This is a genomic window from Salmonirosea aquatica, assembly GCF_009296315.1.
GTDB classification, from domain to species: domain Bacteria; phylum Bacteroidota; class Bacteroidia; order Cytophagales; family Spirosomataceae; genus Salmonirosea; species Salmonirosea aquatica.
In genome coordinates this window covers 6,054,162-6,075,160 of sequence record NZ_WHLY01000002.1, presented here as the reverse complement: position 1 = coordinate 6,075,160, position 20,999 = coordinate 6,054,162, and the positions used below count along the sequence as shown (strand labels likewise).

The following is a 20,999-nucleotide window of genomic DNA, read 5'->3' as shown; positions in this document are numbered from 1 at the left end:
CGGTCTTCGTGGTAAATTGCATTACATTTGTAGGTGAATTTGTCCCTAATTTCATTCAACCCCTATACTCAATATCAGTAGGATGGCCAGCTACAAGCGTCGTGGTTTTCGAATGCCGAACAATACCCTTTTACTACTTATCCTGTTTTTCACAGTAGGCTTGTTCTTGCATTATGGAGGGAAATCGCAACCGGTGGTAAAGTTTTGGGAAACGATTAAGTCGGCTTTCACCACCGATGAGCATTCTCCTGAAAATCCCTACAAGGTACCTGAACCCTCGAGCAAAACTACTTTACCGGATACCCTGGCCGTAGATCGGCAGATACCTGCATCACCAAGTGCATCTGCTCAAAAGCCGACCCCTGGGATCAAGGAAAAATCTAAAACTCAGGAGCTACCTGTCTCGGACGCGGAATTGAACCGGATTGTTAACCAACGCGATTTTTTTCTCCCAGCCATTAGTTCCAACGATCAATTGGTAAGGCGGGTAGGGTATACTCTTCGGTATGTAGAACAATACGAGCAAGCCGCCTGGGTGGCCTATGTCTTGCAGGCCGATCAGATTCAGGGGGGAGAGGAGCGTGACAACCAATTCATGCCCGATCCGGTGGTTCAAAGTGGTACTGCGGTCACAGCTGACTACACCCGCAGTGGGTACGACCGTGGCCATCTGGCTCCTGCCGCCGATTTTAAAAATTCCTATCAGGTAATGAAGGAAACCTTTTATATGAGCAATATTAGTCCACAGGAACCGCAATTCAACCGGGGAATCTGGCTGGAACTAGAAAAAATGGTGCGTGTCTGGGCCGTTAAATATCAGCGGATCTATGTAGTGACGGGTCCGGTTCTCAAACCGGGACTCCCAACCATTGGGCGTCTGAATAAGGTTTCCGTACCACAACAATTTTATAAAGTGATTCTCTATGTAAATCCTCCCTACGTGAAAGGAATTGGATTTTTACTCAATAACGAGCCCTCCAAAGCCCCTTTGAGCAGCTTCGTAGTACCCATAGATTCTATCGAAAAAATAACTGGAATCGACTTTTTTCCAAGGCTTCCCGACTCGATCGAACGGAATGTAGAGTCCAAAAGCAATGCGCGCGAGTGGTACCGGCTTGAATAATGTGGAGGGTACCCTGCCTTTATTTTATAGAATATAAGAAGCTTGGGCTATTAGGTTTTTAGTTTTTTCTTCTTGGCGGCCGGGAACAGAATGTTGTTCAAGATAAGGCGGTACCCTGCTGAGTTGGGGTGCAGATTAAGATCGGTAGGTTCTTCGCCAATGCGATGTTGGTAGTCTTCGGGGTCATGGCCTCCGTAAAATGTAAAGAATCCCTTTCCGTAGGTACCATGAATGTAGCGAGCTTCTCCGGCTTGTTTGGTTTCGGCCATAATCACCACATCGGGCTTGATGTACTGATTTTTGAAGGCGGTAGTTTGCCCCAAAAAACCTTTGATCAAAGTCTGGTGGTTCTGCGTCAACATCGTTGGGATGGGATCCCATTTGGCTGAAAACTGGAAGAGCGTAAAATAGTCGTTATCTTCACTCATTTCACGCTCCTGCGGTTGGTTATCGATGGTCGAGAATTCGATGATATAAGGATCGGTGTAGGTTTTGAAATCCTTAAATGCAAAAGTGTTCTCGAAATTGAGCTTGTTATTGGCGGCTGGGTCCGCCGGATCACCATCATAGGGTGTCTCCACAATGTCAACTCCTGCAGCCGCAATGGCCAGATCGAATGTGTCGGTAGCGTTGCACATCGCGAACATAAATCCACCGCCTGCAACGAATTCCTGGATTTTTTTCACAACGGCCAGCTTCATTAGCGAAACTTTAGAAAAATTAAATTTTTCGGCAATCTGCTCTGCTTCCCGTTTTTGCTCGCGGTACCAGGGGTAATCTTTAAAGGTGTAAAATTTGCCGTATTGGCCCGTAAAATCCTCGTGGTGGAGGTGCAGCCAATCGTACTCGGGCAATTTGCCTTTCAGTACTTCCTCATCAAACACCACGTCGTAAGGAATTTCGGCATAGGTAAGTACCATGGTAACGGCATCGTCCCAGGGTTGTTTCGACTTGGGCGAGTATACCGCAATGCGGGGGGCTTTTTGAAGTTTAACGGCGTCCATGTTGGCGTCGGGCGCAGAAATTTCGCTCAAAATCTGACTGGCCTGACCTTCTGAAATCACGTCAAAACTAACGCCACGGATAGTCATTTCGGTAGCAAATTTCTGGGTGTAGGTCACCATAAAACTACCTCCGCGGTAGTTGAGCAGCCAGTCAAGTTCAGTATTATAGGCTTTTAAAATCCAGAAGGCAACTCCATACGCTTTCAAATGGTTTTTTTGGGTAGCATCCATCGGAATCAGCAACCGATTGGCCATGGAATGGGCAGATATGCCTAAAAAAATGATAAGCGGAACAAACAGCCGTACCATCGGTTTGAATCTTTGTCGCATCCTGTGCAGCTTTACCTTATTAAACTTTTTGATATCTTCCATAACGAAATTTATACAAATATTGTGCAAAATGCACGGTTTGGCCCATGAATATACGAGAAAACATTAGTGAGAGTCTGCGCTCTATTCAATCCAACATGCTTAGGACAGTACTGACAGCACTGATCATCGCCATCGGTATTACTTCTCTGGTAGGAATCCTGACGGCCATTGATGGGATTCAGAGTTCGGTCAACAGTAGTTTTGCCGATCTGGGGGCTAATACATTCAGCGTTTCCAATTACTCTCAGGATCAGAGGCGGTCTGGTGGACGGCGAAGGAAGCAGTTTGAAGATATCAATTACCATGAAGCAACGCAGTTTGCTAACCATTTCCGACAGGATTTCGATGCCAATGTTTCCCTGGCTACCAATGTAGGCGGGGCCGTCCAGGTCAAGTACCTTTCAAAGAAAACAAATCCCAATGTGCGCATTATTGGGGCAGACCAGGACTATCTTGCCATCAAAGGGTATTCAGTCAGTAAGGGAAGAAATTTCAATAAATCGGACTTAGAGAATTCATTGAACGTAGCGATCGTAGGCCAGGAGGTAGTCAACAGTTTATTTGATCGCGAGGAGCCTTTGAATAAAGAAATCAGTTTTATGGGTGGACAATTTAAGATTATTGCAGTCCTTGCAAAAAAGGGATCGCTTGGTGGGGGTACCGACGCCGATCGACTCATCATTGTTCCCTTGGAAACGGGAAGAGCGCTGGCCGCTAACCGAGCCTTGACCTTTGAGATCACTGCCTCAGCCCCCAAATCCAACGACGGCGAGTACATTATTGAGGAGGCCCGCGGCCTCATGCGAAGAGTAAGAGGTGATCAATTGGGAAAACAGGATTCGTTTGAAATTCAGCGTGCCGATGCCTTGGCCAAAGATTTTGAAAATATTACTGGTTATCTCCGTATGGGTGGTTTCGGGATCGGAATTATTACTTTGTTAGGAGCGTCTATCGCGTTGATGAACATCATGATGGTTTCAGTTACCGAACGCACGCGCGAAATTGGCATCAGGAAATCATTGGGGGCTACCCCCGGGTAATCCGACTCCAGTTCCTGATCGAAGCCATCGTTATCTGTATTTTAGGTGGTTTGGCGGGATTGCTGCTGGGCATTGGGATTGGCAATATCATTTCTACCTCCATAAGCACCGATAGTCAATTCATTGTCCCGTGGTTTTGGATGTTCCTGGGAATTCTGGTATGTGTTTTTGTAGGGGTTATTTCCGGAATTTATCCCGCCATTAAGGCCTCTCGATTGGACCCCATCGAGGCACTTCGGTACGAATAACAAAATAATTTCTCAAAGGATATTGGGAAATAGCCCAATCTGGCTAATTTTGCAATCCCAAAGCAGAAACAAGATGCCCGGATGGCGGAATTGGTAGACGCGTTGGTCTCAAACACCAATGAGGTTACACTCGTGCCGGTTCGACTCCGGCTCCGGGTACTGGGACGAATCCCCAAGCAATTTGCTTGGGGATTTTTTGTGTCGTGATGAGGATTGTTGCTTCAATGCAACAGGTAAAGGCGAATAGAATCCGTTTAGAATACTGTCAGTTTACAACCTCGCGCGTACTTTTAAACCTTAATATTTGAAAAGAATTAAGGTACTTCATTTACCCGCTTTGGCCGCCATAGGATTACGACTGGGCATTTGAGCGTCTACTTCCTGACGCCATTTTTTTAGCATTTCATGCAGTACTCGAGTTTTTTCAGGATTTTTAGCCGCCAGGTTAATGTGTTCGCCAATGTCGTTTTTAAGGTTGTAAAGCTCTAAACCACGCTCTTTCTCAAACCATTCGATCAGTTTCCAGTCGCCATCCCGTACGGCCGAACCCGGAGACCCACCCTGATTGCCGTAGTGGGGATAATGCCAATAAATCGGACCTCGCTTCATGGTTTTTCCTTTCAGGAGGGGTACCATGCTCATGCCATCGACGTGTTGCTTGGGCAAAGTGGGCAATCCGGCCATTTCCAAAAGTGAAGGGTAAAAATCAGTACTAATGACCGGCATATCGCTTCTCGATCCTGATTTTGTCACGCCCGGCCAGTAGACTACCATGGGTTCACGAATGCCTCCTTCATATAGCCACCCTTTACCAGCCCGAAGGGGTAGGTTGGTGGTAGGCTGGCCTTCTGCTGTTGATAATCCGCCGTTATCCGACATGAATATGACGATTGTATTTCGGTCCAGCCCATTTTTTTTCAGGGATGTCAGCACTTTACCCACCGCACGATCCATGTTTTCCACCAGGGCCGCGTAGACGGGTAAACTCTGGTTCAGCCGGACTTTGCTTTCCCCTTCCTTTCCATATTGGTCATTCAGCCCCATCCGTTTCCTTTTTTCGGTGTATTTGTCCACCAGTTCCTTCGGTGCCCCTAGTGGATTATGTACCGCATAAAAAGATAGGTAGGCCAAGAAGGGTTCGGATTTGTGTTGCTCGATGTAAGAAACTGTTTCGTCGGCCAGGCGTAGGGTTAGATTTTCACCCGGGGGCCATCGGTAAGCCGGGGATTGTCATAAGGGGTAAAGTAGTGGTTGCCACGTGGTGAGCCAGCCCAATAGCCTCCTTTATTGATATCGAATCCCTGCTGTTCCGGCCAGAATTCCGGAGATTCGCCCAAGTGCCACTTTCCGGCGAAAAAGGTACCGTATCCGTTGTTTTTCAGAGCTTCGGCCAGGGTTGTTTCGGTTAAGGGGAGATTCTCAAGGTACTCTGCCGGCAAAAGCGGTTTATCCCTGGTCCAATGCTTGCTGACTGTAGTTGGTTGAGGGGCTCCGAACCAATCCGTCGTATTCAGGCGCGCGGGGTACTTGCCCGTCATGATGCTGGCTCGGGTCGGCGAGCATACCGGACAAGCCGCATAGGCATTGGTGAATTTCATGCCTTTTTGGGTCAGCGCATCGATATTGGGCGTTTCGTAAAAAGTACTACCAAAGGCCCCGATATCTGTCCAACCCAGATCATCCACCAGAATGAATAGAATGTTGGGTTTGGCAGGGGGCACCCGGGATTTATCATTGGAAAATCCCAGAACCCCCACGACACAACAAGCCAAAACGAAACCAAAAACACCTGCTTTTTTATCAACTAGTAAACCCATGCATATTGAATTTAAGACTATTTTTTCCCAAGATACTGTAGAAGTTTAGTACCCCTCGTTTTGCTTGAGGTTAGGGTTAGCTTCAATTTCGGACTGGGGTAGGGGGTAGAGGACATGAAAAGGTTGGGCATTCTTACCACGGGCTACGGCATTACTGATGAAGGTACCCATCCGAATCATATCTTCACGTCGTTTGCCCTCGGTGAAAAATTCCCAGCCCCGCTCTTTCAACAAATGGTCCCGAAGTTGTTCTTTGGTAGAAAAGTCCGCCAGCGAGAGAGCTGGAACGGCGGCCCGGGTACGTACCTGATTGATGAGGTCAATGGATTCCTGGGTCGGACCTGACAGTTCATTCAAAGCCTCGGCACGACTTAAAAGAATATCGGCATAGCGGATCTCGGGAATATCATTGCCATTGTTCTGAGAAATCGCATTGGGATCGGGTGTGTACTTAAAGCTTCGGGCGTTGTCGAGGGGTTTGCCATTGGCATCTTCCAGTAATTTCTGTTTGACACCTTTGGTGTCGGTATACTCGGTCACGAACATCCGCAGGCGACGGTCAGCGGGGTCGAAAGTCTTATAAAAACTTGTATATGTTCTGAACTGCGCTCCGTAATTGATCCAATTGCTCTGAATGGGGTAATTGGGGGGAAAGCGTGAGGCATGTATAGATTGCCCGGCCCCTGAGCCAAACAGGGATAGATGTAAATGAACTCATCGTTTATCTCATTCTGGACGGCAAACAGATTTTCAATCTCGGGATACAGCTTGTATTTTTTCAAATCCATAAGTTCTTTGGCTGCATCGGCCGCTTTCTGCCACTGTTTGGTGTTGAGATAAAACTTAGTCAGCACGGCCAGGGCGGTACCTTTGTCGGCTTTGCCCCGCAAGTCTTGCGTCACGGGAAGGTTTTGAGCGGACTGGGTCAATTCGCTGGCCACGAAGGCGATGAAATCTTCGTTGGTAGGTCGGGCCGGCTGGAGGTCGTCCGTACTGGTGGTCAAAACCAAGGGTACAGGACCGAAATAGCGATGTAGATGGGCAAATGCTTCGGCCCGGATGAACTGACCTTCCGCCTTGTACTGCGCCAGCTTGGCTGGAGGTATGGAAGTGATCTGGTCGATGTTTTCCAACAACACATTCGCATCACGTACCGCCGTGTACATCTGCACCCAGATTGAGCGTAAAAAGGCAGAAGAGGCATCCCATTGAAAATTAATAAAGGGTAGAGCGTCTTTCTCAAACTGCCCGCCACTTTCCAGCGTCATGTCGGTCGGAAATTCGGACAGAGTCCACTGATCTTCGCGCATGCCGTTGTTTACTTGAAGACGGCTGTACGCTCCATAGAGTACCTTTTTGATACCGTCTTCATTCTTGAGGAAATCCTGTGGAGAATACTGGGTGTATACTTCCTCGGCCAAAAATTCCTGACAACCCGTTGGAATCAAACAAATGGCTATCAACGCCAGTGATAAAATCTTATGTTGTATTTTTTTCATAATAAAGTCTTTTTAAGAATTAAAAGCCCACATTGATCCCAAAACGAACCGTGCGATTGAGCGGATAACTGTTGTAGCTAGCCCGTTCGACGCCGTTACCCGAGGCATTGGCATCGGGATCGAAGCCCAGAAATTTGGTAATAGTGAGCAGGTTGTCTGCTGCCACATACACCGAAGCGGAGCGTACTTTTTTGCCCGCCAGGGGAATGGCGTACGAGAGTGAAGCTGTTTTGAGACGAATAAAGGAAGCATCACTGATGGTAAGGGAATTGACCGCCAGCGCCCCCCCGTAGGTACTGGGGTTTACGCCCGAGGGGTACCTTGCTCCCGGATTTTCGGGCGTCCAGCGATCGAGGTAATGTTCTGCGATCCGGTTTCGTTCAAAATTGATCGGGTAAAGCGATTCCACAATATTATTGTCCAGCGAGCTCACACCCTGTACCGCAGTAAACAGAACATTCAAATCGAATCCTTTGTAGGAGAAACCATTAGTCAGCCCCACGATGAGCTTGGGAAATGGACTGCCCAAAATCACCCGGTCGTCCGGACTGATTTTCCCATCGCCATTCTGATCCACAAAGCGGGGATGTCCGGGCTGGGCGTTAGGTTGGGCCGAAGCGGCAACCTCTTCTTTCGACTGCAGGATACCATCGATCGCATAGCCATAGTACGACCGCATGGACGAGCCCTCCTGCACCAGGGCGTAATTGCTGGTAAAGCCCACCCCGCCCGTCAGAATCTGCGAGATGAAGTCAGGCAGGTCAACCACGGTGTTCTTCAGGGTCGAGAGGGTAAGGTTAGTATTCCATTTGAAATCACCCACCAGGTTTCGGCTCTCCAGCATCAGATCGAGGCCTTTGTTTTGTACTTCGCCAAAATTCACGAGGATGTTCTGAAATCCCGAAGTTGTGGGCAGGGGTTTGTTGAAAAGTTGATCACGGGTAGTCTTGCTGTAGTATTCCAGCGAGCCACTGAGCCGCCCCTTGATCAAGCCAAAATCAACTCCGATGTCAAATTCTTCGGTGGTTTCCCAACGGAGATCGGGGTTGGGAATCCGGGCGGGTTCTACCCCCTGCACTAGTCCGCCTCCCAGCACTGCCTTGCCACCCGCGATGAAAGTCTGTAAAGTCTGAAAGTTGCCAATGGCCTGGTTGCCGCTCTGCCCGTAGCTCAGCCGTAGTTTCAGATCGCTAAAAACGTTATTCTGCTGCATGAAAGGTTCTTCCGAAATCCGCCATCCCAACGCAAAGGAGGGGAAAACAGCGTACTTGTTTTTGTCCGAAAAGCGGGAGGTACCATCCGTCCGAATGGAGGCGGTCAATAGGTACTTGTCTTTCAAAGTATAGTTGACCCGTCCCAGGTAGGAGTTAAGCTGGTTCGATAAGCGACCGCTGCTGACGTTGTCGCCCCGATCACCGTCGCCACTTTGGAGGAGGTTTGTAAGGCTGGCATCGGATAGGAAGCCGATGGATGAGGCGCCGAGATCGTTGCTATCGTATCGTTCCAGGGTAGCTCCACCCAGAATGGAAAGCTGATGGATGCCGTTGAAGGTATGGTTGTACGTGGTAAACAATTCAGAAATCCAGTGCGTATCTTCCCCAGTGCCCACACTTCCGATCCCACCCGAAGACAAACCCTTTTGTGTAATGGTACTATTATAATTGTCGTTGCGCTCATTGGCGATATCGCCACCCAGGCGTAGGGTTGTCGTCCAGCCTTTCAGGATTTCATAATCAGCAGACAGGGTACCGAAGGTTCGGTTCACGACCTTTTTTTGATCTACCCCGTATAGCAATGCTAGCGGATTTTCAAGTGAAATTACGGGATTGAACGGGTAGTTGCCCGAAGCGTCTTTCCCGGCGGCAATTGTAGGGTCGAATTGAAGGGCAGTATTGATCGGCCCGGCGTTTTCGTTGCCTGAATTTGTCGTGAGGATATTGTCCGTCAACGTCCGGTTGGTATTCAGGTTCAGGGTGACCTTAAACTTGTCGGAAGGCGAAACTTGGTAATTAAGCCGCACATTATACTTTTTTAAGCCCGACCTCAGTACTACTCCGTCCTGATCCAGATAATTGATACCCAGGTAGTAATTGCTATTGTCTGAGCCGCCCGAAAATGATAGCTGATGGTTTTGGGCCAATGCCGTGCGGAATATCTGATCCTGCCAATCGGTGCCGTTGCCAATGGCACTAATCTGATCCGGGGTAAATTTGGGCGCACCGCCCTGATCGGCGGACAGATCGTTCAGGACTTTGATGTACTGTGGGGTAGTCAGATACTCCATGCGTTTGGCTACGGTCTGTACACCCAGGTAGGCACTGTAATTGACCTGAGGTTTTCCCTTGGTACCTTTCTTGGTAGTGATAAGCACCACCCCATTGGCCGCGCGTGAGCCGTAAATGGCGGCCGCGGACGCATCTTTCAGAATCTGAATAGAGGCAATATCCTCAGGGCTTATGGAAGTGGTCGTAGCACCAGGCAGACCGTCGATCACGATGAGAGGCTCGTTGCTACTATTGATGGAACCCGCTCCCCGGATACGAATCGCAATGCCACCCCCCGGCGCCGAACTGGACTGGCTGATTTGAACCCCTGATGCTTTGCCATTCAGCAGTTGCAGGGCGGAGTTGTTGACACCCTGGGTAAAATCTTTTTCACTAACGGAGGCCACCGAACCGGTCAGATCGCTTTTGCGCTGGGAACCATAGCCTACCACGACGACTTCTTCCAGCGATTTGGTGTCCGTGGCGAGTGTTACATCGATCGTCGATTGATTGGAAACCGGGATTTCCTGCGAAAGGTACCCTACAAAGGAGAAGATTAGCGTAACGGGCCCGCCATTCGGAGCTTGTTCAGGCACCGACAGACTATAGGTACCCTGCTCGTTGGTGACCGTACCGCGCTGGGTACCCTTTACGACAATGCTCACGCCCGGTAAGCGTTCTCCGGTTTCATCACTCACTTTTCCGGTAATGGTTCGGTCAATCAAATCGAGTTGTTCGAGATTTCTATCGATGCCTACTCCCGTCATTCGTTCGGTGGGCGAATTGCTAAGAACAATTTTTTTTCCTACCAGCCGGTAGTGCAGGTTCAGGGGTTCAAATAAGGTAGTGAGTACTTCACCAAGGGGTTTTTCCGTAGCATTGACAGAAGTGATCCGGTCAGCCCGGGTAGCCCGGGGGCTATACATGAAGCTGGCTTCGGCCTGGGATTCGATGCTGGAAAGAATCGTTTTCAGGGATTTGTTTTCCAGACGCAAACTGATTTTCTTTTCGAGAATCTCCTGACCGGAAACACTCGTTGCATACGATACGCTTACAAAAAGGCCTGCCAACAAAAGTTGTGCGATGGATAGTCTCATGAATGTGATAAACCGGCCTTGCGGTTCTAAAGGTTTTTCCATAGTTTTGATAGGCTGCCTGGCAGCAGTTTTTGGGTTAATACGTGACGCGTGTTAGACAAAAATTAATCACTTCTGACCAGTCTGGCCATGCAGTGTACCGGGCAAAGCAGGTCGGGCGTGTTCGCAGCACGGCCGGCCTTTTTTATTGAATTCAGAGTTCTGTTTGTTGCTAAAAATCCTTTAAGGGTACCCATTGGCCGTTAGTGGCAACCCCGGCTATCCACCACGATCTGACCGTCCACGATCTCATAGCGGGCTTGTATGGTTTCACAAATCAGCGTCAACTTCTCAAAAAGGGGCTCGTTGGTCATGCGGGCGGTCAGGTTGCAATGCTTTAATTGCTGTTCATCGAAAATGATTTTTACTCCATAAGCGTCCTCAAGCTCGCTAAGTACCTGGGGGATTGGAGCCTCGTTGTACACGAAATTTCGAAACTGCATAGGTTCGTGCAGCTTAACGGGGTTTTCAACAATTGTTTTCACCAATTTCCGGTCGGCTTTTACATAAACCGCCTGCTGATTAGGCATGAGTATGATATTTTCGGAGAGGGTACTTACTGGAGTCGACTTATTTTTGAATACCGTTACCTTGCCGGTTTTTACCGAAACCGAAACATCCTTTTCCTGCGTAAAATCCCTGATTTCAAAGCTGGTACCCAGTACCCGAGTCACCAGATTCTCAGTGTATACCAGGAAAGGTTTTTGCGGATCTTTGGCCACCTCGAAAAGTGCCTCCCCTGTGAGGTAAACCACCCGGGAAGTTTTATCGAAATCCTCGGCAATGCGGAGGGTACTGTTGGCTTTCAGGGTGATTTTTGATCCATCATGCAAGGTTATGTTCTGGATCTGGGCTTCCGAATTCGCTGTGGAAGTGATTTTAAGGGTATCTGATTCGTGGGGTTGGGCGGTGGTAATGACGTCAGTAGCCGACCTATTCCACCTGCTTGCTATCCAGAATGTGAAACCCAGCCCGACCAGCAGACAGGCTGCTACTCGAAACCACACCCGGCCGTACAAAGGAACGGGAGACCCAGATTCTGTAAAAAGCATGATGGCCTCTACCGACTGCTTTACTTCATCCGCATCGACTGGAACATCCTCACATTGAAAGGCCAGTACCAGCGCTTTGGCTTCCTCGATGATCTCCCGCTGTTCGGGATGAGCAACGTACCAGGCGGTCCAGAAATGATCCGTGGTAGGCAGGGAATCCAAAACCCATTTTCGGAAATACAAATCCTGAAAAAAATCATCTACCTTATAATTTAAGTAGTTTTTCATGAAAATAGCATGTTCGGGATGATTCAGGAGAAGAAGGTACAGGTAGTCAGAAGGGCAAGGAACCAGTTTTTCCGTAGTAGCTTCATTCCTTCGTACATCAGATTCACCACCGAGTGGTAGTTTATTCCCAGCGAATCAGCGATTTCATCGTAATCCATCTCCTGATAAAAACGCAAATAGATTACCTCCCGCTGTCGTTTGGTGAGTTTCTCCAGACTATTTTTAAGCCGCAAAAGCGATTCGTGCTGTACCTCATTATTGATCAGGTACGCCTCTATCGTGAACTGGACCTCAAACGTGTAGTCTTCCGTAACTTCCCCGGCTTCCCTGAACCAACGTAGTTTATGGGATTCTTTCAGGACTTTCCGGCGGAACGAAACCAGGAGGTAGGATTTAAGGTTCCGGATTTCCTCCAGCTGCTCCCTTCGGTTCCACAAATCCACAAACAAATCATGCAGGCAATCTTTTACAAACTCTTTGTCATTGCAAATCCTAATTCCGTATTTGAGCAGTAATGTATAGTGGCTTTCCAGAATGTGTTCAAACGCGGTACGGTCACCTTTTCGGAAGCTTTGCCACAGCGTTGTGTCATCCCACACTCGGCTGGGTACAGTGGAAACGGTACTTCGGACTACCCCGCTCGATTTGCCCATTATACTCAAAGCGCTTGATTGGTATTAAAAACTTAGATAGCTGGATCGTATACCCAAAGGAGACGCTTCTTGGCAGTATATCCTGAAAAAAAATCACATTTATTATAAAATTGCTCTACCTTCTCCCCAAAAGCCGCATGTCTCTACTCCAACTGTCAGCCATATCCAAGCAATTTGATGATAAAATGGTGCTTACAGACCTTTCCCTGACCGTCCAGCCGGGCGAATGGGTAGGGATTGTTGGAGAGAGCGGATCGGGGAAAAGTACCCTTCTGAAAATCATCGGTCGTTTTATCGACGCGGACCAGGGCTCGGTCAATCTCAAAGGTACCCCTTTGCAGCCCGTTCGGGATCAACTAATCAAAGGCCACAAAGCCATAAAATTGGTACAGCAGGACTACGAGCTGTTTCCCAATCAGACTGCGCGCGAAAACATTTCGTATGCCTTGCGTTTCTACGAACGGGACTATCGGGAACGAAAAGTCGATGAATTGGTTGAATTGACCCGACTTTCGGTCGTTCAGCACCAAAAGGCCAAGTTGCTGTCGGGTGGTGAAAAGCAGCGCACTGCGCTGGCGCAGGCCGTGGCCGAGGTACCTGAGTTGCTGCTACTCGACGAACCTTTTGCCCACTTGGATTTGCGTAATAAACAAAACCTGGCCGAAGCCATTGAGGACTTGAAAAGCTCACACCAATTGACCTGCCTCTTCGTCACCCACGATGCCGGGGAGGCGCTGGCCTGGGCGGATCGGTTGATTATATTAAAAGAAGGAAAAATCGTTCAGGAAGGTACCCCCAGGGAAATTTACGAACAACCCGTCAGTGTGTACGTGGCAGAGCTTACGGGACAAGTCAATCTGATTCCGGGCTCTATTCCGGGGAAATGGCAGATGATTCGGCCGAATTTTCTAAGGTTGGTCACAGAGGAAGGAAAAGCCCGATGGAAGGCTGCAATCACAAAAATCCATTTTAAAGGGGGGCATTATGAGTATGTATGTAAAACTACGGAGGGACAAAATTTAATTTTTTACCGAAACCGGAGGGATAAAAAGGTTGGTGACGAAGTACTCCTCAACCATGCCATGAAATATCTGAGAGATATGCCCCGCTAATACAGGATGAACGACTAAACTGCTGTTTATTAGGAATACCACCTACCGCATTTTGTTGTGGGGCAGGGTAGGTGGTCGATAAAAGTGTACATCAAGTACTGCCTTAGGCCGCGCCAGGTATTCCCGCACCAGCGTACGGACTGAGTAGCCCGCTGGCACATCCTGCGCCGCAAAGGCTACGGCATTAATGCCCTCATTTTTGGCAATGTAAAGGGCCCGGGCATTCTGAAAATCCTGGGAGACTATCGTGATGTTGTCCTCATTGAAAATTCCCTTACACCGAATTACCGAATCGAAGGTACGGTACCCGGCATAGTCCAGTTGCATGGCGCTGCGAGGTACCCCTAAAGCCATGATTGCCTTCTGCATATCCAGGGGCTCGTTGTAATATTTTGAGTCGTTATTGCCACTCAAAATCAGGTACTTGACTTTTCCTTCATTAAATAGCCGAGCCGCAGCCTCCATACGGTACTTGAAAAACAGGTTCTCCTTGCCATCGGAGGTGGCTTTGCTGGTACCCAGTACGAGACCTACCTCATTGGTGGGCAGTTTTTTAACTGAGAAATAGCTCTGCGAACGGGTGGTCATAACCACCCACATATTGCAGAGAAGCACGAACACGATACTTCCGAAGGATACACCGACAAATATTTTTACAAGGCGTTTCACGAGGAGGGTACTTTACAGCTACTTCTATTCAAATAATCCCAATTGATTCTTTTTAGCTTCGGCCAAATCTATTTGACGGACATTAGGAATCAATTCGGCTTCGGTTGATTCAGTATCCGGTTCAATTTCTAGTTCGGATGATTGCTCGGCCAATTCGGATTCTTCGTCAGTGGGAGCTTCTTCCGTTGGCAGCGGATCGAGCCAATGCACCTCCTTTACCCGATCGGCCGTTAGTTTGTTGCCAAGCGCTTTCCAACCCCGGACGTCCACGGCCTCTTCGGCGACGATTTCTTCGGCCTCTACGGGTGATTTTGGCGTTTTCTGTACAGACAGCAGCAGGCGGGGACGTTTCTCTAAGGACGATAGAAGTAGTTTGCTTCCCTTCGCATCACTGATGAACAGAAATTTCTTATCGGCGGTGGTGGTTTCAATCAGGAAACGCTTAATGTAATGAATTTTTTGTCCGTTGTCGAAATATACGGCTGTGATGACCCGGGTGGGGTCGAACTTCGTAAGTAGCAAAATCTCTGTTGGCTCGAAGTGGTTGGTCAGATCGAAATTGGTGAGCTCGTAAGAACCCTCCTTATAAATAACCAGAATGGAATCTTTAGCGTCGAAGTTACCCAGGTACACCCCTCTTTCATCACGGTTGAGGCGGCCGATGGTGGTATCGTACCAGATATCCACCCCACCGAGGGTGGAAACACCGGCTTGTTTCAGCATTATTTTACGGATGGGGTACTTGGTCAGGATATTGCCGTTGGCATTTCGGTTTTTGATGAGCAGATCGGCAAAATTAAAGTCAAACTGCTTGACTTTAGCTTTGCACTGGGCGGTGAGGTTGACGGTAATCACCTCCGCTTCGCCATTGTCGTTGGCCGTAAAGTAGGTGACTTTTGAGCGGGGGGTACCTTGTGTCAGATCATATTCCCGGTCGCGGGTCACGGCCGTAATCTGGAATCGCTTGATGTAGGATACCCCCGACTTACCTTCCAGATAAACCATGTTGTACACCTTCCGCTCGTCGTTTTTAACAAACACGGAACAATGGATGATGTCCTTCCCGACAAAAATCTTATCCTGAATCTTGGTAACCAGGCAGCGGCCGTCGCGCCGGAAAACGATGATGTCGTCAATGTCCGAGCAATCCATTACGTATTCGTCCTTTTTCAGACCGTAGCCGATGAACCCGTCGGCCCGGTTCACGTAGAGTTTCTGGTTATTGGCCGCAACGATGGTAGCCGAAATCTGATTGAAAGTCCGGAGGATCGTTTTGCGCTCGCGGCCTTTGCCATACTTCTTCAGCATATCCTTGAAGTAGTCGATGGCAAAGCGTGTGATATTGGCCAGATTGTCCTCCGTTTCGGCCAGATCTTGCTCCCAACGGCGCATTTGCTCTTCGGCTTTGAACCCGTCGTACTTCGAAATACGCTTGATCCGAATCTCGGTCAGGGTAAGAATGTCTTCTTCGGTAATAGTCCGATAAAATTGTGATTTATAGGGTTCTAGACCTTTATCGATGGTTTTGAGTACGGCCTCAAATGTTTCGCATTCTTCAATATCCCGATAGATTCGGTTCTCGATGAAGATTTTCTCAAGAGAACCATAGAGAATTTTTTCCAGCAGATTGGCCTTTCTGATTTCCAGTTCCTGACGAAGCAAGTCAACGGTTTTCTCGGTATTGTACCGAAGAATACTGGTAACCCCAGAAAATGAGGCTTATCTCCCATGATCACGCAGGCATTGGGCGAAATCGAAACCTCACACTCCGTGAAAGCATAGAGCGCATCCATCGTAATGTCGGGCGAGACTCCGGGTGCCAAGTGGATCTGGATTTCTACGTCTGCCGCGGTGTTGTCCACCACTTTCTTTACTTTGATTTTACCACTGTCGTTGGCTTTGATGATGGAATCAATGATGGAAGTGGTGGTGGTGCCATAGGGAATATCCTTGACAACCAGCATTTTCTTATCCTCTTCCTCGATTCGAGCCCGCACCCGTACCTTACCGCCCCGGTGGCCATCGTTATAGTTCGAAACATCCACATAGCCACCCGTCTGGAAGTCGGGGTAAATCTCCACCTTTTTCCCTTTCAGAATATCAATAGAAGCTTCGATCAGCTCACAGAAATTATGCGGAAGGATTTTGGTGGATAGCCCTACGGCAATTCCTTCGACACCCTGAGCCAGCAGCAAGGGAAATTTGACCGGCAGGGTGACGGGTTCACGCTTGCGCCCATCGTAAGAGAGTTGCCAGTCCGTGGTGTCGCCATTAAAAACGACTTCCCGGCCAAACTTCGACAAGCGGACTTCGATGTACCGCGGGGCGGCTGCACTATCGCCCGTTCTTACATCGCCCCAGTTGCCCTGGGTATCAAGTAGGAGTTCTTTTTGACCGATATTGACAATGGCATCGTTGATGGAAGCATCGCCGTGGGGGTGGTACTGCATGGTGGAGCCAATCACATTGGCTACCTTGTTGAAGCGCCCATCATCCATTTCGTTCAGGGCGTGCATGATGCGCCGCTGAACGGGCTTCAGGCCATCTTCGATAGCGGGTACCGCGCGTTCCAGAATTACATAGGAAGCATATTCCAGAAACCAGTTTTCGTATAAACCCGAGATGGGGAGTTTTTCGTGCAATTCTCCGTCTTCCAGGGGGACATTGGTACTATTTTCTTCCATAAAGGAATTAGGGTCGTAGGGTTTTAGTAATCAGTAAAAATACAAATTTTTTAAGACAATTCACTGCCTGTTGAAAGGAAAAGGTACAGGTATGTAATTATTTTTATAGTCCTTTTCGCAACAATTCAGGATTCCAGCAAGGTGAGCAGTTCACTGATCATCATGGCGGTGGCGCCCCATACCTTGTAGGTCTGAATGAGGTAATGGGGAGCCTGTATCAATTTGCCCCGCACTTCGATTTCGCTCTGGCCAATGATCGATTTGTCCTTGATTTCCCGGTAGGGTACCTCAAGGACTTTTTCCACCTCGCGGGGATCTGGAAAAAACTCGGGGCGGTAGGGTAGGTAGGCCACTACGGGCAGGACAAAAAAATTACTGGGAGGAATGAACAACTCGCTCAGGACTCCCAAAACCCGCACATCGTTGAGCCGCAGGCCGATTTCTTCCTGAGCTTCACGCTTGGCGGTTCGAATCAAGTCTTCATCGGTGGGTTCAAAACGTCCTCCCGGAAATGCCATTTGCCCCGAATGTACACCATCGTAGGCAGGGCGCAGGATCAGGGGTAGATACACCTCCCCCTGATAGGGATAAAAGAGAATCAGAACGGCGCTCTTACGGGTGCGGGCATTGGGCCGGGCATTCATCCGGAGGGGCGAGTTGGCCAGCATACTGGCATGAGCCCGCTCGCCCGGTAGGGGGGACTGGAATTTTTGCGTTACCTCACCAATAAAGGATTCAAAAAAAGGGTGCGACATGAGTGTGGTAAAAAGGACACCAAGTCCAGATCGCCAATTTTACTAAAATTAGAGGATACTTTCAATGTCAAAGGCTTATTTCCGATAACGCGCCACCAATTGTTCGGCGCAGCGTTCCCCATCCATCGCAGCCGACATGATGCCCCCCGCGTAGCCGGCTCCCTCTCCGCACGGAAAAAGGCGTTTGAGCGAAGGGTGTTCGCAAAGGTGCGGGTCACGCGGGATTCTGACGGGCGATGAGGTACGGCTTTCCACCCCGATCAGTTGGGCTTCCTGTGTAGTGTACCCTTTCATTTTTTGGCCGAATTCCTGCAGGCCCTTTTGCAGCGGGTGAACAATGGTTTCGGGCAGAACCGAAAAAAAGTCAGCCGCCAGCAAGCCGGGCTGGTAGGACGTATCGTTTAAGGACGACGAAATTTTCTTGGAAAGAAAATCATTTACTCGCTGGGCGGGGGCAGTTTGGGTATTGCCCGCCATTTGGCAGGCCCGTTGCTCCACTTCCCGCTGAAAATGCAGGCCTGCCAAGGGGCCGAACTCCCGGTACTGCTTAGTATCGGCCGGTTGCGTTGCTACCACGATGCCCGAATTAGCAAAGCGCGAATCCCGGCGTGAGGGCGACATACCGTTGACTACCAACTCGCCGGGGGATGTGGCCGAGGGTACTATAAATCCACCAGGACACATGCAAAAAGAAAATACCCCCCGCTGAAGACCTTTGTAGCGGGTTTGTGCCACCAGGCTGTACGAGGCCGCAGGTAGGTAGGGTCCCCGGTCGGTGCCACAGTGGTACTGAATCCGATCGATCGTTTGTTGCGGATGTTCAATCCGTACGCCCATCGCAAAGGGTTTCTCTTCGATCGTCACGTTTCGGGTATGCAGTAAGTCGAATATATCACGGGCGGAATGTCCGGTCGCCAGAATCACCCCCAACCCTGTATGTTCATTTCCATCTCTGGTTACTACCCCTTTTATTTCATTTTGCTCGATCAGCAAATCGACCACCCGGCTGTCGAAATGAATTTCTCCTCCTGCGCTTTCGATGGTTTCGCGCATTTCGGCCACAATTTTGGGTAGTTTATTGGTGCCGATATGCGGATGAGCCTCGATGAGAATGTCTTCGCTGGCTCCATGGGCAACAAAGATTTCCAGAATACGCCGGATATTTCCCCGCTTGTTCGACCGGGTGTACAGTTTTCCATCCGAGTAGGTACCTGCGCCCCCTTCGCCGAAACAATAATTTGAGTCAGGATTTACCGTATGATGCCGATTAATGGCCGCCAGGTCGCGGCGACGGGACCGTACATCTTTCCCGCGTTCCAGGATGATGGGTTTTAGGCCGGCCTCGATGAGGCGCAGGGCGGCGAAGGTACCCGCCGGACCGCAGCCTACAATGATCACCGCATCGCTTTGGCTGACATCGACCAAGGGTTTGCGGTAATCGATTACTTCGGTAGGTACTTCATCTATAAATACATCCGCCTGCACGTTAACTTTCACCTGCCTGCCTCGGGCATCGATGGATTGCCGTACCTTACGAATCAGGACGCTGGAAGGCTCCTTGATGCGGAGATCGGACAGAACGTAGGTACGGAAAGCATTTTCCTCCAATGCGATTTCGGGAGGAAGAATGTACTGCTTGGTTAAGGGCATTTGAAAGGGATTTATCCTTTAAAAAGAACAAATTTACGCAAAAACCATGCTACTTTGTATACTGATAGGCCCACCAGATCAGCACCAACTGTAAGGGCAAACGACCCCACCTCAGCCAGGCGGACAAAGCCTGAAACGGTGCGCCATAGGCCATGTAGAGATTGGCGGGAAATACCGCAATAAGTAATATGATAATACCCCAAGCTGCCCAGGGACGGATGGTAGGGAAGAAGAGCAGGGTACCCAGTACTATTTCGGCTATTCCTGAAAGCAAAACCAACACATCGGGGAAGGGTAGGTACGGCGGTACTATTTTGAGAAAGAAGCGGGGGCTTACCAAGTGGGCGATGCCGGCCGTCATGTAAAGCAATCCCATTAGGTACACTATCATACGACGGGTGGATGAAGGTCGTTTAGAAATAAAAAGTTAAGCTCTGTAATGTAGCGAAAAAAATAAACTATGACTGATTTTTATGACATCTCGGATTTGCTGACTGATGAAAACCGCCAAGTTCAAAAAACAGTAGCCGACTTCACTGACGCCGAAATCAAACCGATCATAGAGCAGTACGCGCAGAAAGCCGAATTCCCCGGACATTTGATGAGGCGGTTTGGGGAGTTAGGACTATTTGGTACCACGCTGCCCGTTGAATACGGCGGGGCGGGTGCTGATTCCATAAGCTACGGGCTGGTGTGCCAGGAGATCGAGCGCGGTGATTCGGGGATGCGCTCCACTATTTCGGTGCAGAGCTCGTTGGTGATGGGGCCGATTTTTCAATATGGTACCGAAGCTCAGAAACGCCGGTACCTGCCTAAACTGGCCAGTGGCGAGTACCTGGGTTGCTTTGGACTAACCGAACCAGATTTTGGTTCCAATCCTGCCGGTATGGCTTCCCGTTTGGTTGCAGTGGGTGATCACTACATCCTGAATGGATCGAAAACCTGGATTTCGAATGCTCCATTGGCCGATGTGGCGGTGGTGTGGGCTCGTAATCAGGAGGGTAGAGTACAGGGATTGATTCTGGAAAGGGGTATGGAAGGTTTCTCGACTCCTGAAATCAAGAACAAATGGTCGCTACGGACGAGTGCTACGGGCGAATTGGTGTTTGATCAGGTGAAGGTACCCCACGAAAACCTTTTGCCCGGTGCCGTGGGGGTAGGAGCCGCCCTGGGATGTCTTGACAACGCCCGCTACGGAATTGCCTGGGGAGCCGCGGGAGCGGCTATCGATTGTTACGAAACTGCTTTGCAGTACGCTTTGGAACGCATTCAGTTTGACAAACCGATTGCAGCTTTTCAGCTCACCCAAAAAAAACTGGCCGAAATGCTGACCGAAATAACCAAGGCCCAGCTGGTTGCCTGGCGGCTGGGTACCCTAAAAAATGCCGGCAAAGCTACCTCGGCGCAGATTTCGCTGGCTAAGCGGAACAATGTGGCTATGGCCCTGCAGGTAGCCCGCGAAGCCCGCCAAATACTGGGAGGGATGGGCATTACAGGACAGTACCCGATTATGCGGCATCTGATGAATTTAGAATCGGTGGTCACCTATGAAGGTACCCATGACATTCACCTGCTGATACTCGGGGCGGATATAACCGGACTACCTGCTTTTAAATGAAAATTGTGGATAAAAACGCCCGTTTCAGGAACCAACACGTGAGCATTTTGATTAATTTTGAGGTACCCTGCTCTA

The 20,999-nt window shown here is 49.3% G+C and carries 15 protein-coding genes, 1 tRNA gene and 2 pseudogenes; 5 read left to right on the top strand and 13 right to left on the bottom strand.

Features of this window, described 5'->3' with window-relative positions:
• The first annotated feature begins 112 nt into the window (after nt 1–112).
• Entirely contained in the window at nt 113–1,123 is a 1,011-nt protein-coding gene (locus tag GBK04_RS26380) for a DNA/RNA non-specific endonuclease (protein WP_373331376.1), read from the top strand.
• Nucleotides 1,124–1,173: 50 nt separating this feature from the next.
• On the opposite strand, the gene GBK04_RS26375 is transcribed toward GBK04_RS26380, so the two are convergent.
• Nucleotides 1,174–2,436, bottom strand: coding sequence for an asparagine synthetase B (locus tag GBK04_RS26375; protein WP_152766394.1), 1,263 nt, complete (start codon nt 2,434–2,436; stop codon nt 1,174–1,176).
• A gap of 107 nt (nt 2,437–2,543) precedes the next feature.
• Here GBK04_RS26375 and GBK04_RS26370 point away from each other — a divergent pair.
• Nucleotides 2,544–3,787, top strand: a pseudogene (locus GBK04_RS26370) (ABC transporter permease).
• Between the two features lie 75 nt (nt 3,788–3,862).
• A tRNA-Leu gene (locus GBK04_RS26365) sits at nt 3,863–3,946 on the top strand.
• Between the two features lie 165 nt (nt 3,947–4,111).
• Here the strand turns inward: GBK04_RS26365 and GBK04_RS31200 are convergent.
• From GBK04_RS31200 to GBK04_RS26340, 7 genes are all read right to left on the bottom strand, one after another.
• Nucleotides 4,112–4,945, bottom strand: coding sequence for a sulfatase-like hydrolase/transferase (locus tag GBK04_RS31200; protein ID WP_373331488.1), 834 nt, complete (start codon nt 4,943–4,945; stop codon nt 4,112–4,114).
• Nucleotides 4,946–4,977: 32 nt separating this feature from the next.
• Nucleotides 4,978–5,604 (bottom strand): sulfatase-like hydrolase/transferase, encoded by a 627-nt coding sequence (locus tag GBK04_RS31195; protein ID WP_373331375.1) that lies wholly within the window; start codon nt 5,602–5,604, stop codon nt 4,978–4,980.
• Nucleotides 5,605–5,649: 45 nt separating this feature from the next.
• The gene (locus GBK04_RS31190; protein WP_373331374.1) at nt 5,650–6,150 is read right to left on the bottom strand and encodes a RagB/SusD family nutrient uptake outer membrane protein; all 501 of its coding nucleotides are present in this window, start codon (nt 6,148–6,150) and stop codon (nt 5,650–5,652) included.
• On the bottom strand, nt 6,141–7,103 hold the full coding sequence (locus tag GBK04_RS26355) for a RagB/SusD family nutrient uptake outer membrane protein (protein ID WP_373331373.1): 963 nt from the start codon (nt 7,101–7,103) through the stop codon (nt 6,141–6,143). The genes GBK04_RS31190 and GBK04_RS26355 overlap by 10 nt, the downstream gene beginning before the upstream one ends.
• Nucleotides 7,104–7,122: 19 nt before the next feature.
• On the bottom strand, nt 7,123–10,506 hold the full coding sequence (locus GBK04_RS26350; protein WP_152764943.1) for a SusC/RagA family TonB-linked outer membrane protein: 3,384 nt from the start codon (nt 10,504–10,506) through the stop codon (nt 7,123–7,125).
• 200 nt (nt 10,507–10,706) lie between these two features.
• Nucleotides 10,707–11,783, bottom strand: coding sequence for a FecR family protein (locus GBK04_RS26345; protein WP_152764941.1), 1,077 nt, complete (start codon nt 11,781–11,783; stop codon nt 10,707–10,709).
• 23 nt (nt 11,784–11,806) lie between these two features.
• The gene (locus GBK04_RS26340; RefSeq protein ID WP_152764939.1) at nt 11,807–12,436 is read right to left on the bottom strand and encodes an RNA polymerase sigma factor; all 630 of its coding nucleotides are present in this window, start codon (nt 12,434–12,436) and stop codon (nt 11,807–11,809) included.
• 137 nt (nt 12,437–12,573) lie between these two features.
• Between GBK04_RS26340 and GBK04_RS26335 the strand changes: the two genes are divergently transcribed.
• A complete protein-coding gene (locus GBK04_RS26335) occupies nt 12,574–13,548 on the top strand; it encodes an ABC transporter ATP-binding protein (RefSeq protein ID WP_152764937.1) in 975 nt (324 codons plus the stop codon).
• A 42-nt stretch (nt 13,549–13,590) separates the two neighbouring features.
• Here the strand turns inward: GBK04_RS26335 and GBK04_RS26330 are convergent, their stop codons facing one another.
• The 5 genes and pseudogenes from GBK04_RS26330 to GBK04_RS26310 form a co-directional block, all read right to left on the bottom strand.
• Nucleotides 13,591–14,217 carry a SanA/YdcF family protein gene (locus tag GBK04_RS26330; RefSeq protein ID WP_373331372.1) on the bottom strand — a complete coding sequence of 209 codons (627 nt, stop codon included), beginning with the start codon at nt 14,215–14,217 and terminating at the stop codon, nt 13,591–13,593.
• 24 nt (nt 14,218–14,241) lie between these two features.
• Nucleotides 14,242–16,901: pseudogene (locus GBK04_RS26325) on the bottom strand (DNA gyrase/topoisomerase IV subunit A).
• A gap of 125 nt (nt 16,902–17,026) precedes the next feature.
• Nucleotides 17,027–17,656 carry an NUDIX hydrolase gene (locus GBK04_RS26320; RefSeq protein ID WP_152764935.1) on the bottom strand — a complete coding sequence of 210 codons (630 nt, stop codon included), beginning with the start codon at nt 17,654–17,656 and terminating at the stop codon, nt 17,027–17,029.
• Between the two features lie 75 nt (nt 17,657–17,731).
• Nucleotides 17,732–19,306 carry an NAD(P)/FAD-dependent oxidoreductase gene (locus GBK04_RS26315; RefSeq protein WP_152764933.1) on the bottom strand — a complete coding sequence of 525 codons (1,575 nt, stop codon included), beginning with the start codon at nt 19,304–19,306 and terminating at the stop codon, nt 17,732–17,734.
• Nucleotides 19,307–19,355: 49 nt separating this feature from the next.
• A complete protein-coding gene (locus tag GBK04_RS26310; protein WP_152764931.1) occupies nt 19,356–19,697 on the bottom strand; it encodes a DoxX family protein in 342 nt (113 codons plus the stop codon).
• A 69-nt stretch (nt 19,698–19,766) separates the two neighbouring features.
• Between GBK04_RS26310 and GBK04_RS26305 the strand changes: the two genes are divergently transcribed.
• A complete protein-coding gene (locus GBK04_RS26305) occupies nt 19,767–20,924 on the top strand; it encodes an acyl-CoA dehydrogenase family protein (protein WP_152764929.1) in 1,158 nt (385 codons plus the stop codon).
• Nucleotides 20,925–20,999 lie beyond the last annotated feature (75 nt).